The organism is Maribacter sp. 2-571 (assembly GCF_050589625.1).
GTDB lineage: Bacteria > Bacteroidota > Bacteroidia > Flavobacteriales > Flavobacteriaceae > Pelagihabitans.
Genome location: NZ_JBNGOP010000007.1, coordinates 163,037 through 177,169, shown reverse-complemented (window position 1 = coordinate 177,169; position 14,133 = coordinate 163,037). Strand labels below are relative to the sequence as shown.

At 43.8% G+C, this 14,133-nt stretch carries 11 protein-coding genes; 7 read left to right on the top strand and 4 right to left on the bottom strand.

Translation table 11 applies throughout. The features are described from left to right. Positions 1 to 124: 124 nt before the first annotated feature. Complete coding sequence (locus tag ACRD7P_RS07555; RefSeq protein WP_430906935.1) at positions 125 to 577, bottom strand: thioredoxin family protein; 453 nt, start codon at positions 575 to 577, stop codon at positions 125 to 127. 146 nt (positions 578 to 723) lie between these two features. Continuing rightward, positions 724 to 1,050 (bottom strand): YbaB/EbfC family nucleoid-associated protein, encoded by a 327-nt coding sequence (locus tag ACRD7P_RS07550; RefSeq protein ID WP_430906934.1) that lies wholly within the window; start codon positions 1,048 to 1,050, stop codon positions 724 to 726. Between the two features lie 363 nt (positions 1,051 to 1,413). On the opposite strand from ACRD7P_RS07550, the gene ACRD7P_RS07545 reads away from it, so the two are divergent. The 3 genes from ACRD7P_RS07545 (at position 1,414) to ACRD7P_RS07535 (ending at position 5,982) form a co-directional block, all read left to right on the top strand. Next, positions 1,414 to 3,471: a S9 family peptidase gene (locus ACRD7P_RS07545; RefSeq protein WP_430906933.1), complete on the top strand. Its 2,058-nt coding sequence runs from the start codon at positions 1,414 to 1,416 to the stop codon at positions 3,469 to 3,471. Between the two features lie 66 nt (positions 3,472 to 3,537). Next, positions 3,538 to 4,578, top strand: coding sequence for a PLP-dependent cysteine synthase family protein (locus tag ACRD7P_RS07540; RefSeq protein ID WP_430906932.1), 1,041 nt, complete (start codon positions 3,538 to 3,540; stop codon positions 4,576 to 4,578). A gap of 144 nt (positions 4,579 to 4,722) precedes the next feature. Next, the gene (locus ACRD7P_RS07535; protein WP_430906931.1) at positions 4,723 to 5,982 is read left to right on the top strand and encodes an aminotransferase class I/II-fold pyridoxal phosphate-dependent enzyme; all 1,260 of its coding nucleotides are present in this window, start codon (positions 4,723 to 4,725) and stop codon (positions 5,980 to 5,982) included. A gap of 173 nt (positions 5,983 to 6,155) precedes the next feature. Here ACRD7P_RS07535 and ACRD7P_RS07530 read toward each other — a convergent pair whose 3' ends face one another. Next, positions 6,156 to 7,280 carry a GTP cyclohydrolase gene (locus ACRD7P_RS07530; protein ID WP_430906930.1) on the bottom strand — a complete coding sequence of 375 codons (1,125 nt, stop codon included), beginning with the start codon at positions 7,278 to 7,280 and terminating at the stop codon, positions 6,156 to 6,158. 100 nt (positions 7,281 to 7,380) lie between these two features. After that, positions 7,381 to 8,463: a transporter gene (locus tag ACRD7P_RS07525; protein WP_430906929.1), complete on the bottom strand. Its 1,083-nt coding sequence runs from the start codon at positions 8,461 to 8,463 to the stop codon at positions 7,381 to 7,383. 155 nt (positions 8,464 to 8,618) lie between these two features. Between ACRD7P_RS07525 and ACRD7P_RS07520 the strand changes: the two genes are divergently transcribed. From ACRD7P_RS07520 to ACRD7P_RS07505, 4 genes are read left to right on the top strand one after another with little or no spacing between them, the layout of a single operon-like run. Further along, entirely contained in the window at positions 8,619 to 8,873 is a 255-nt protein-coding gene (locus ACRD7P_RS07520; RefSeq protein ID WP_430906928.1) for a DUF4834 family protein, read from the top strand. Positions 8,874 to 8,914: 41 nt separating this feature from the next. After that, entirely contained in the window at positions 8,915 to 11,359 is a 2,445-nt protein-coding gene (locus ACRD7P_RS07515) for a YfhO family protein (protein ID WP_430906927.1), read from the top strand. Continuing rightward, a complete protein-coding gene (locus tag ACRD7P_RS07510) occupies positions 11,359 to 12,630 on the top strand; it encodes a glycosyltransferase family 4 protein (RefSeq protein ID WP_430906926.1) in 1,272 nt (423 codons plus the stop codon). The genes ACRD7P_RS07515 and ACRD7P_RS07510 overlap by 1 nt, the downstream gene beginning before the upstream one ends. Then, positions 12,630 to 14,096, top strand: a complete 1,467-nt coding sequence (locus ACRD7P_RS07505) for a polysaccharide biosynthesis C-terminal domain-containing protein (protein ID WP_430906925.1) — start codon at positions 12,630 to 12,632, stop codon at positions 14,094 to 14,096. The genes ACRD7P_RS07510 and ACRD7P_RS07505 overlap by 1 nt, the downstream gene beginning before the upstream one ends. Positions 14,097 to 14,133 lie beyond the last annotated feature (37 nt).

Genomic DNA, 14,133 nt, shown 5'->3' with positions numbered 1-14,133 from the left:
GAAAGAAAAAGCCAATGATTTGGCTTTTGATGAGGAGCCGGCCGGCGCGTCGAGCGAAAAAGGACAATTTTTTAGCCTCCCGACAGTTCGGGGAAAAAAATCTAAATGAGTTCAATAAGTAGCATTAATCACTATACTTTTTGAACAGATCCATATGATACCGTACATCTCCGGTCATGCTATATCCCGAGTATTTGTCCAGCACTTTGCCTTTAGGGTTTAATATCATGATCAATGGAAAAGATCCTTTTTTATTGTACTTGCCCAATACCTCCTGATTGTGTTTCCATTGCGTATCGCTGAGCAAATCCTTATTTCGGGGTATATCAACATAAAGGAGCTCATAATCCTTTGCAACGTTTTCAAACTCGGCTGTATCAAAAAGATCTTTTTTTAGCATTTTACAAGGTGGGCACCAGTCGCTACCAGTAAAATAGACTAAAATATTCTTACTGTCCTTTTTTGCATCGGAAATGGCCGTATCGAAATCAAGGCCCCAATGTTCACCGTATTCATGCTCGCCATCCTGAGCGCTAACAAAAAATGGTAAAAGCAATAAGAAAAACAACTTTTTCATGGTTTCGTATCTTATGTTCAAATTTATAATTAAGTAGGCTTTTTTCCAGAATGCGCCCATCTATGAGTACTGATTGTACCGTTAATATTCAAGTACCCTTACTGTAGGATTTCAAAAAGCTTGCCATTTTTTATGGAATCCCGGTTTTATTTAAAAAACGAATCCATTCCCGGAATATTGGGCATACCTTCCTTGGCGGCCGCTGCCAATTCATTTTCATTGATAGCGGTAGCTTTGGCAATGGCCTTGTTCAAGGTCAAAATCAAATAGTCTTCCAATTGTTCCTTATCCTGCAGCAGTGCCTCCGCTATTTTAACTTCTTTAATCGTTCTATTGGCCGTTATAACGACCGATAGTAGGCCGTCCGACGATTTTTCCTCAAGGGTTACGTCGTTTAGGCGTTTCTTGGTGGCTTCGACTTTTGCTTGGGTTTCCTTTAATTTTCCCATCATACCCATCATATCTCCGAACATGGTAACGTTTTTATGGTTATACCCTGCGAAATTAACAAAACCAATGGAGAAATGCACTTTTAGTGTTTGTGCGATACGTTCCGTTGGTATTTTAGCAAGACATTAAATCTGGATACTAGGATGCTTCTATTTATGTGCTTCCTACGGTTCTACCAATGTATTGAACACCATAAAGGAAATTCCAGATCGTTTCGGGACCTTTTGGGAAACCTTTCGTCATAAAAGCATAGCCGTTTTTTTAGGATGCCTTACTTTTGCCGTCAAAATTGAATCGGAAGCTATCGTTTATAGGGTAACCGGGGTTAAATCCTTTGTTATTACCGTGTAGGAGGATTGCGGCGATAAAAGACAAATTGCAATAGCATGACCAAAATTTCGTTTCCCCAGGCCAAAATTCAACCAAAAACATTGGAGAAGCACGGCGATGTCCGGATCGATGATTATTATTGGATGAACGATAGGGAAGATGCCGCTGTAATTGCGCATTTGGAGTCCGAAAATGCATACTACGAATCGGCCAGCGCCCATACCAAAAACGCTCAGGAGTCGCTCTATCGGGAAATGAAGGGCAGGATAAAGGAGGATGATTCTTCCGTTCCCTATAAAAGCAATGGGTACTGGTATATTTCCCGGTTCGAGACGGGACAGCAATACCCGATCTATTCCAGAAAAAAAGCGGTGCTTACGGCCAAGGACGAAGTAATGTTCAATGGAAACGAAATGGCGGAAGGACATGACTTTTTTAACCTGGGCGGACTCGCCATAAGTCCCAACAATGAACTCGCCGTTTTTGGGGTCGACACCGTTTCACGCAGACAGTATACCTTACAGGTTAAAAATTTGCACGATGGAACAATATACGAGGACAAAATATTGAATAGCACCGGTAGTGCAGTATGGGCAGATGATAATAGAACGTTTTTCTACACCAAAAAAGACCCCGTAACCCTTCGTGCGGATAAAATTTACAGACATGTGCTAGGAACTCCGGCGGAGTCGGACGAATTGATTTTCCACGAACAGGACGATACGTTCGGTACATACGTATACAAGACCAAATCGAAGAAGTATATCGTCATCGGCTCTTATAGTACATTGACCTCGGAATATCAAATTCTTCCTGCGAACCGCCCATACGATAAATTTCGCCTGTTCAGCCCTAGAAAAAGGGGAGTGGAATATTCGATCGCACATTACGGGGAGTATTTTTATATGCTTACCAATAGGGACGATGCCATCAACTTTAAGCTAATGAAAACAAAGGAGAGCACTACCGATTTTGAACATTGGGAGGCCTTTATTCCACACCGCCAGGAAGTATTGCTCGAGGATGTAGACATGTTTAAAACATTTTATGTGCTGTCGGAGCGCGAAAATGGGCTCAACAAGCTAAAAATTGTTCGATGGGACGGTACCGATTCCTACTACCTGCCTTTTGATAGCGAAACCTATACGGCCTATGTTGGTACAAATCCCGATTTCGATACCGAAATTCTTCGATACGGATATAACTCCATGACCACACCGTCGTCGGTAATCGATTTTAACATGGTTACCAAGGAGAAGGAGGTCAAAAAAGAGCAAGAGGTCATGGGAAATACCTTCAAAAAAGAGCATTACATTGAAAAACGGATTTGGGCCACTGCCAGGGATGGGGCGCAAATACCCATGTCGGTCGTCTATCATAAAAATACCGTGCCCGGCAAGGACACCCCTTTGTTACAATATGCCTACGGATCCTATGGAGCGACCATAGACCCGTATTTTTCAACGGTGCGTTTAAGTTTGTTGGACCGCGGTTTCATTTTTGTGATCGCCCACATACGTGGAGGACAGTATTTGGGCAGATCTTGGTACGAGGAAGGGAAACTGTTAAAAAAGAAACATACTTTTTTCGATTTTATCGATTGCTCCAAACACCTTATAGCGGAAGGATATTCCTCTAATGCGCATTTGTATGCCATGGGAGGGTCGGCAGGTGGGCTTCTTATGGGAGCCGTCATCAATATGGCCCCTCAGCATTACAATGGAATCGTTGCCCAGGTTCCTTTCGTCGATGTGGTCACTACCATGTTGGACGATTCCATACCCCTTACTACCGGGGAGTATGATGAATGGGGGAATCCGAACGAAAAGGTTTATTACGACTATATGAAGTCGTATTCGCCCTATGACAATGTTGTGGCCCAGTCGTATCCCAACATGCTGGTCACTACCGGGCTCCACGATTCCCAAGTACAGTATTTTGAGCCGGCGAAGTGGGTGGCAAAATTACGTGAACTCAAGGAAGACGCGAATTTATTGCTTTTTAACATCAATATGGAAGCTGGTCATGGCGGGGCTTCGGGTCGTTTTGAATCTTTGCGGGAAGTGGCCAAGGAATATGCTTTTTTACTCGATTTGGAAGGAAAAATCGACTAATCGAAAAAAAATGGTAATTTTGCCATTGAATTTTGTTGATTTTTAAGTTAACGAAAAACAACTTTGATGCAAAACGAAATACAAGCGCACGATAATATACTGGCCCTAGTGGGAAATACACCGCTGGTAAGGTTGAACAAGATCGTAGCGGATATCGAGGGTGCATTTTATGCTAAAGTAGAGGCATTAAATCCGGGCCATTCTTCCAAAGACCGCATAGCGCTCCACATTATTGAGGAGGCCGAGCGAAAAGGACTGCTTCGAAAAGGCGACACAATTATCGAAACCACCTCTGGTAATACGGGATTTAGTATTGCTATGGTAAGTATTATAAAGGGATATGATTGCATTTTAGCGGTCAGTTCTAAATCGAGTCCGGATAAAATCGATATGCTCCGTGCCATGGGGGCCAAGGTTTATGTATGTCCGGCGCATGTTAGTGCCGACGATCCACGATCGTACTACCAAGTGGCAAAAAGACTTCACGAGGAAACCAAAGGAAGTATCTATATCAATCAATACTTCAACGAATTGAATACCGCTGCCCATTACAACACTACGGGACCGGAAATTTGGGAACAGACCAACGGTCAGATAACCCATTTGGTGGCCTGTAGCGGTACCGGGGGTACTATTTCCGGAACGGCACGTTTTTTAAAAGAACAGAATCCCGATATACAGGTTATCGGTGTGGATGCCTATGGTAGCGTGTTAAAAAAATATCATGAAACCGGGGAGTTCGATGCCAACGAAATTTATCCCTACCGTATTGAAGGTCTTGGAAAAAACCTGATTCCTTCCGCTACGGATTTTACGGCTATTGATACGTTTATTAAAGTTACCGATGAGGAAAGTGCCCATATGGCGCGCCATATTTCCAAAACTGAGGGTATTTTTGCAGGATATACCTGTGGTGCGGTAATGCAGGCCGTAAAACAGCTTGGTGAATTGAATACATTCACCGCTGAAAGCAAAGTGGTCGCCATTTTTCCCGACCACGGCTCGCGATACATGAGCAAGGTATACAGTGATTCCTGGATGGAAGCGCAGGGCTTTTTGAACGAAAATGCCACCGAGGAGACACCAAAGGTTCAGGTGATACGGTAATCCCTTTAAAAACAGAATATAGGATGAGCAATGATGTCGATACATCGTTGCTTTTTTTTGTTCACGATCTACTGTTCAAAAACTCAGAAAAAGAGGTGGGTAACTACCCAAAAAATATATACTTTTGCAACAAATATAGTACTGATGAGAGATTTGTTCGATAGGATCATTGAAAATAAAGGGCCTTTGGGAAAATGGGCTTCACAAGCGGAAGGATATTTTGTTTTTCCACAACTGGAAGGACCGATTTCCAATAGGATGCAGTTTCAGGGCAAGGAAGTGATTACCTGGAGCATCAATGATTATCTAGGGATGGCCAACCTACCCGAAATAAAACAAATCGATAGTGAGGCCGCTGCGGAGTTCGGTGCTGCATACCCGATGGGGGCGCGTATGATGAGCGGTCATACCAAATATCATGAACAACTGGAAAAAGAACTTGCCATATTCGTGAGCAAGGAATCGGCTTATTTGTTGAATTTTGGGTACCAAGGAATCATGTCGGCCATAGACGCATTGGTATCGAAAGACGATATTATTGTGTACGATGTAGATTCCCACGCTTGTATTATAGACGGCGTACGTTTGCATATGGGCAAGCGTTTTACCTTCAAGCACAACGATATCGAAAGTCTTGAAAAGAACTTGGAACGTGCCGTTAAAATGGCGGAAACCACTGGTGGTGGTATCTTGGTCATTTCTGAAGGCGTATTCGGAATGCGAGGTGAGCAAGGTCGATTGAAAGAGATCGTAGCTTTAAAGAAAAAATACAATTTTCGTCTTTTGGTAGACGATGCACATGGCTTTGGAACACTGGGAAAAACAGGTGCCGGGGCAGGTGAGGAGCAAGGGGTTCAAGATGATATCGACGTCTACTTCGCCACTTTTGCGAAGTCCATGGCCAGTATCGGTGCTTTTTTGGCCGCCGATAAGGAAATTATCGATTACTTGAAATACAACCTGAGGTCCCAAATGTTCGCCAAGTCCCTTCCCATGATCTATGTAAAGGGAGCATTAAAGCGGTTGGATATGATGCGCAACGATCCCAAAATGAAGGAGAAGCTTTGGGAGAACGTAAATGCCTTGCAAAACGGACTTAAAGATCGCGGTTTTGATATCGGTACCACTACAAGCTGTGTGACTCCTGTATACCTAAACGGGAGTATTCCGGAAGCGATGGCATTGGTAAAAGACCTTCGGGAAAACTACGGAATATTCTGTTCCATAGTCGTTTATCCGGTAATACCTAAAGGATTGATTTTACTTAGGATGATTCCTACCGCCACCCATACCCTGGACGACGTTTCGGAAACCTTGGAAGCATTTTCGGCAATTCGAGACCGACTGGAAAATGGCACTTACAAACGCCTTTCCGCTGCCGTTGCTGCAGCAATGGGCGAATGATGTAATGCTGCCACATTACTTTTTACGGCACCTTGTTCTACGATTTTAGTCCATCTAAATGGATAACGGTCTTTGGAGGTCTTCTAGACGTGTACAACTAAAAGACCAGTGTTGTTGGGCGAAACGTGTATTCCAAATAATTTTAAAAGGGTGATTTAACACCAGAAATGGTATTATAGGTCGATGTTCTTTTTGAAGGTTGCCCTGCGTTTGTGTATAACGGGCTCAAAGTGCTTCCACATTTGCCGAATAGCAACATTATCTTCCAGCTCGGGCGTACGATAGCACATGTCAATTTTGTTTGCGGTAAAGGTTTTGTAATACTCATTAAAAATAATGGCCGTAACTCCTTTGTTCTGATAATCTGGATGAATCCCAATGAGGTAAAAGTGCACGTCCCGATGCTTTTTTTTCGCTTTTAGCAAATGGTAAAACCCGAAAGGAAACAGCTTTCCATTGGCTTTTTGTAATGCCTTTGAAAAAGAGGGCATTACTATGGCGAAGGCGATGAGCTGCTCTTTGGAATCCACTATAAACTTGATGTACTCCGGATTGATGAAGCTAATATATTTTTTCTTGAAATAGGCTATTTGTGCATCTGATATGGGCACAAAAGAAGAAAGCTTGTCATAAGTTTGGTTGAACAGTGCGAACATTTGGTCGGCCAGGGGGAGAATATCCTTGGTATTGTCAAAGTTCAATTCCTTGAGCTTATAACGCTTTTTCACCAAGTCGTTCAGTCTGGTAAACAGTGCCGGATCGGCATTTTCGGCCGGAAACTTGTTTTCCACATAACCTTTCTCCTTTTGAAAGCCATGCTGCGTATAATGGTCGGCATAATAAGGATGGTTGTACCAAGTGACCATACTTCCAATTTCCGTAAATCCTTCGGTAAGCACTCCCACCTTGTCAAGGTTGGAAAATCCGACCGGACCTTCAATAAATTCGAGCTGGTGTTCGCGTCCGATTTCCGCAATCTTGTTCAACAACGCCTCGGATACCGCAGTGTCGTCTATAAAATCGAACCAGCCAAAGCGAACTTTGGGTATTTGTTGTTGTTTCACCTCCACCCAGTTGATGATGCCTACAATGCGCCCGACCAGTTTATTGTCTTTATAGGCGAGGTAAAACCATGCGTCCGCATTTTTAAATGCCGGGTTCGTGTTTTTGTCAAAAGCGTTCAGTTCGTCCGAAATCAATGGTGGCACCCAGTAGGGAGAGTCCCTGTACAGGGAAAAAGGAAACTTTATGAAGGTTTTTAGATCTGCCTTGCTAACAGCTTCTTTTAAGATGACCATTGACTCGTTTTTCTTTGGTCAATATTAGCGAATATTGACAAGAGCAAGAAATTAGGAATGCCAATTTTACAAGAAGTTTTTGGGATGTTGGAAGGCCGTTTTAGAAATCGATTGGCCCACTGTCGTTTTGTTTGTTCTTTTTCTTCTTTTTTGCCTCCTTGCGCTGTTTGCGAAGCTGTTTTTTTGATGGCCCAAGGTCGATATCCTCGGCACCATTGCCACCATCTTCACCGTCCTTATCCTTACCTTTTTTCTTTTTCTTCATGGCATTTTTCTTGATCGGACCACCGTTTTCACCGGCTTGTTGATCCTCGATCGGTACCGGCTTATCCTTGTGGAAATCCATGCGGTAAGACCCTCCGAGCGAGATAAAGATTCGGGAAGGTGTATTTTTAAAACTGGCGCCCATATTGATATCGGCCTGTAAATGGTCGTTGAACAAATGGGCCACACCTCCACGGAGAAGCACATCGGAATACCGATCGCTTTGAATGCCCTGATTTTCTACAAAAACGCTCCATTTGGGATTGCGAAACGCATGGGAGAGCGATATCAAATAGCTCAGCTCCGGAAAATCGGTGCTAATGCGGTCGTATGCAATGTTGGATATCAATACGAACCTTGGTGTAAGCCTGCTTTGTGTGGCGAGCATGGCCCGGTACGATACCGTTGGGTCACCTACATAAAACGGATTATCTCCTAGATTGAAGGTCGCACCACCGTAAACGGAAACCGACGGAATCAGGTTTTTCCATTTGAAGCCGTAGTTCGCTTTCCAACTATACAAGTTGGGTTTGTTGCGTTCGGGGTTTTTATAGCGATCGTAGACCAAAAATTTTAGCCCCACCCTATTTCGGGAAAAGTCGGTCCGGTTTTCACTGACCCCCAAGTTATTGAAGGTGATGTTCTGTTTTTGGAAGGTTCCCTCATAATTCAGTTCCAAGGCTTCAAACAGCAGTCCGTAACGTAAGGAAACATCGGTACCCCAGATGTTACTATCGGTATCCAACAACGAATGGTCTTGCTGTTCATACAACAGTCCCGCCTCGAACTGCAATACATTTCGGCCTACGGCATATGCGCTTACAGAAAGTCCGGGTCGGTTGGAATTGATAACATCCGTATACTGCGCCGTTCCCGCAAAGGAAAGCCCCAAAAGGAGCATGCCTATTAAATACCTCATTTTATGTTGTTTGACGGTATCCCGAAACGCCCATCGGTTTGCTGTAAAAAGTATGCCCCATGCCCCGTTATACCTGGTTTTATTATATTTTTAAGAGTTTTGCCACATGTTTAAAACGTTAGAATTGTACTTTTGATATATTAAAGTGAAAAAATATGGGTTTTTTAAAAGCGGTCCTTATCATTTTGTTGGTCTATTATCTCTTCAAGATAGTGGTCAGAATGTTCGCCCCAAAAATCTTGGGCTATGCCGCAAAAAAGACCGAACAACACTTTCGCGAAAAATTCGAAGGTTTTCAGGATGTTCGGCAACAACAGGAAGGAGAGGTAACCATTACTACAAAAAGCGATCGAAAGCACGATTCTTCGGAAAAAGTTGGGGAATATATAGATTTTGAGGAGGTCGATTGATTATTTTTACCGAAGCAAGTAACCAATCACCCTAAAAGTTTATGCAAAACGGTCTAAAAGCGTTTTTTGTCCATTTCTTCGTCGCTGTTTTTTTTGTTGTGGTAGCCCTTTCTTATTTTCATCCGGTCCTTCAGGGAAAGGTTATGGAACAAGGTGACATTGTTCAGTACACCGGAATGGCCAAGGAACAGAACGATTTTCGAAAACGTACCGGCGAGGAGCCTTACTGGACCAATAGCGCCTTTGGTGGAATGCCCACCTACCAGCTTGGGGCCTATTATCCTCACGATTATGTGAAAAAACTGGATAGCCTGATCCGTTTTCTTCCACGACCGGCCGATTATCTTTTTCTTTATTTTATCGGATTTTATATACTATTGTGTTGCCTAAAAGTCGATTATCGTTTGGCCATAGTGGGGGCCTTGGCCTTTGGTTTTTCTACTTATCTTATAATCATTTTTGGTGCAGGGCATAACGCCAAGGCACATGCCATAGGATACCTTCCCATACTCTTGGCGGGAATACTTCTGGTTTTCCGTAAACGATATCTATGGGGTTTTGTGCTAACGGCAGTTGCCATGGCCTTGGAAATAAGGGCGAACCATTACCAAATGACCTACTATTTTATGTTATTGGTATTGCTTTTGGGTGTTGCCCATTTGGTAGACGCCATTCTAAAAAAACAGTTAAAACACTTCTGTATATCGGTGGGGCTTCTTTTGGTAGCCGTTAGTATCGGTATTGCGGCAAACGCGACGGGGCTCATGGCCACCAAGGAATATGCCGATTGGAGTACCAGGGGCAAATCGGAACTGACTATTACCCCCGAAGGCACCCCAAAAGAGAATACCGGAGGTTTGGATCGTGAATATATTACCCAGTGGAGTTACGGTATTGCCGAATCGTTGAACCTATTTGTTCCCCGTTTGTTCGGAGGGGGTAGTGTTGAAAACCTAGGAGAAAATTCAAAGTCATATGACTTTTTGATCGATCAGGGATTGCCGCGTACAAGGGCGTTGGAGTTCGCGAGTCAGATACCGACCTATTGGGGCGATCAACCCTATGTGTCGGCACCGGCATATATTGGTGCGATCGTTTTTTTTCTGTTTGTACTGGGACTGTTTTTGGTAAAGGGCAAGCGAAAATGGTGGCTTTTGGGCGGTGTCGTCTTCTCGTTGTTGTTGTCCTGGGGAAAGAATTTTGGAGCGCTTACGGATCTTATGATTGCTTATTTTCCCTTGTACGACAAGTTTCGTGCCGTTTCGTCAATTCAAGTTATTTTGGAGTTATGTGCCCCGCTATTGGGCACTTTGGGACTCGCCGCAATTTTCGACTCTAAAATAGGGGATAAGGAGAAATTTCGTGCTTGGAAAATTGCGTCTATCCTGGTGCTCGGCCTTGGGGTGCTATTGTTTCTTTTGAAAGGCATGTTCTCTTTCGAGGGCCTACGCGATCGTATGTTTGCCGAAGGGTATGGCAACGAGCTGTATTCGTTGATCGTATTGGACAGAAAAGCGGTCTATAATGCCGATTTGTTCCGTTCCATGGTGTATGTGTTGCTGACCGCCGGACTGTTATGGTTCTACCTTAAAGGAAAATTGAAACAGACCTTGGCGATCGTTGTCATCGGTGCCATGATCGTTTTTGACCTTGTAGGGGTGGGACTCCGTTATGTTAACGAAGATAATTTTGTGAGCAAACGACGGATGTTGGAGCCGTTTCCAGAAACCGCTGCGAATAAAAAAATACAAGAGGACGAAAGTATCTTTAGAGTGTATAACCCCTCGGAAGGATGGGACGCTGCGGGTACTTCTTACTTTCATCAGTCCATAACCGGTTACCATGCTGCCAAGCCTGCCGGAATGCAGGACCTGTTTTACTTTTATTTATTTGAGGGGAATTTGGAGCTGCTAAACATGCTGAACGTTAAATATGTAATTCAGAAGAACGAACAAGGGCAGTCCTCCCCGGCATTGAATACCGATGCCAATGGAAATGCCTGGTTCATTTCCGAACTTGTTCCCGTAAGCAGTGCCGATGAAGAGATCAAAGCATTGGGGTCTTTGGATACCAAAACAAAAGCAGTAGTCAATACCAAAAAATTTGACGATCTCAATCGTTTTAGTTTTAGGGTAGACAGCACCGCTACTATTCAACTGACGGATTACAAACCCAATCACTTAACGTATACCACGAACAATCCGAATGCCGGAGTCGCCGTATTCTCTGAAATGTACTACGCCAATGGATGGAACGCCTATATCGATGGAGCCTTGAAGGACCATTTTCGGGTCAATTACGTACTTCGGGCGTTAAGGGTTCCGGAGGGGGAGCATACCATTGCCTTTAAGTTTGAACCCAAAGTGGTAGAAACGGGAAGTCAGATAACCTTGGCCAGTTCCATTTTGTTGGGACTTATTATTATCGGGGGGCTCATCTTTACCTTGAGAACATCCAAAAGAAAAGTTGAAAAAGCCGACAGCTGATGAAAAAGGTACTCATCATCACATATTACTGGCCACCAGCAGGAGGTCCGGGAGTACAGCGGTGGTTGAAGTTCGTCAAGTATTTAGGGGAATATGATATCGAACCGGTAGTTTATGTACCGGAGAATGCACACTATCCGATTCAAGATGCTACCTTATCCGAAGAAATCCCCAAAAACCTTAAACTATATTCCCGTCCCATTTTTGAACCATATGGCCTGGCGGGACTCTTCTCAAAAAATAAGACAAAGCGAATCAGTTCCGGTATTATCGAAACCAAAAACCAATCGGTGCTGGAGAAAGCGATGCTTTGGATACGGGGCAACTTTTTCATTCCGGATGCCCGAAAGTATTGGGTAAAACCTTCAGTAACGTTTTTATCTACCATCCTAAAGGAGGAAGGAATAACCACCGTTATCACTACCGGCCCTCCGCACAGTGTGCATTTGATAGGGGCATGTTTAAAAACTGATCACGAGCTATGTTGGATAGCCGATTTCCGGGATCCTTGGACGTCTATAGGCTACCATAAAAAGCTGCGGCTTTCAAAGCGATCCCAAAAAAAACATAAGCGATTGGAACATGAGGTGCTAAACCGTGCGGACCGATTGATCGTGACCAGCCAGACCACTAAGCAGGAATTTCAGGGCTTGACAAAAAAGCCGATTACGGTGATTACCAATGGATATGATTTTGAATACCAAAAGGGAACCCGTTTGGACAACGGTTTTACCATTGCACATATCGGATCGCTTTTGAACGGAAGAAACCCGGGTAATCTGTGGAAGGTACTTTCCCAATTGGCCACTGAAAACGAGGTGTTTCGGTCCGACCTGCAACTCGAATTTATCGGTGTTGTCAGTGAAGATGTCATGAATACCTTGTCCCGATACGAATTGGCACCCTATGTGAAAATGCGGGGCTATGTTTCCCATAGCGAAGCCATCCGTAGACAGCAAAGTGCGCAGGTGTTGTTGCTGGTAGAGATCGATTCGGAAGAAACAAAGGGTATCGTTCCCGGAAAGCTGTTCGAGTATATGGCGGCCAAACGGCCTATTTTAGCGGTAGGCCCAACGGATTGGGAAGCCGGCGCAATGGTTATGCAAACACGTACCGGACAAGCCTTCGATTATCGGGATACCACGGCCTTAAAGGAAACGGTATTATCATGGTACAAGGCGTTCAAAAGCGGTGCGTTATCGGTAACCTCCGAAAATACGGAAAACTATAGCCGAAAGGCACTCACCGGAAAATTGGCCGAACTGTTGTAATGGGAATCGTCAGAAAACAATCCATCGATAATATGCTGGTCACCTATCTGGGTTTCGGTATCGGCGCGGTCAATGTTTTGTTTTTGTACACCAATTTTATGTCCGACACCTATTACGGCCTTATTCAGGTAATGCTATCCGCTGCCCTGATCTTAATGCCGCTAATGGCTTTCGGGGTTCCCAACACATTGGTCAAATTTTATAGTAGTTTTCAAGACCAAAACCAAAAAGAAGGTTTTTTAACGCTGATGCTGCTTTTTCCTTTACTTCTGATTATACCTATAGGGCTATTGTCCTATTTCGCCAATGAAGCGATAGGAACTTTTTTAGCACGGGAAAACCCCGAGGTAAAGGGGTATGTGTGGTATATTTTCTGGATCGGTTTCGCGATGGCCTATTTTGAGGTGTTTTATGCCTGGACCAGGGTCCATTTGAAATCCGTTTTTGGAAATTTCATGAAGGAGGTGTTCTGTAGGGTTGGGCAGACAGTACTCTTGGTATTGCTGTATTTCGATAGTATCGACGTTTCCTTTTTTCTAAAGGCTTTGGTAGTACTATATCTGGCACGAACGCTGATTATGAAAGGATATGCCTATCACCTGCACCGGCCACGGCTAAAAGTGGTCAGGACTTTACCTAACTGGAAAATCTTTTCATACAGCCTGATTATCATATTGGGTGGATCCACGGCCATCATACTGCTTGAAATAGATAAGGTAATGCTCAACCATTACGTTCAGATAGAAAACGTCGCCTATTACAGTGTTGCCGGTTTTATGGCTTCCGCCGTTGGAGTACCCGGTAGGGCCATGCATCAGATCACCTATCCATTGACGGCAAAATTATTGAACGAAAAGGATTTTTTTGCGTTGAAACGGTTGTACCAAAAAAGTGCATTGACCTTATTTGTGATTTCCGGTCTCCTGTTCGTGCTATTGCTCAGTAACCTGAACGATCTTTATTTGCTTTTACCGGATACCTATGGTGGGGCATGGTTCATTGTCTTTTGGATCGGTATGGCGAAAGTTTCCGATGCGGTGTTGGGGAATAACAATGCCATATTATACAACTCTGATTATTATAGGGCCGTATTGTTTATGGGTATGGGGTTAGCATTGCTGACCATCGTTTTTAATTTGTGGCTCATACCGGAGTACGGTATCAAAGGTGCGGCCATCGCAAGTTTTATGGCCTTTTTACTGTACAATACCATAAAATTGCTGTTCGTATGGCGCACCTATGGTATGCTCCCCTTTACCGTAAATATGGGCAAGGTATTGGCAGTGTTGTTTTTCTTGCTCTTACTTTTCCAATATGTAAGGCCCAATTTGCCACCGTTGGTAAATATTGCGATAAAAACCGTGCTTATGGGAGGATTTTATTTTGGTGTCGTATACCGATTGAACGTTTCCGAAGACATATCCGCTGTAATAGGATCGATTTTCCGCAGAATCAAAAAAGAATGAGGTTGTCTTGCGCTTTGTTGAGAAAAGGATATGGTTT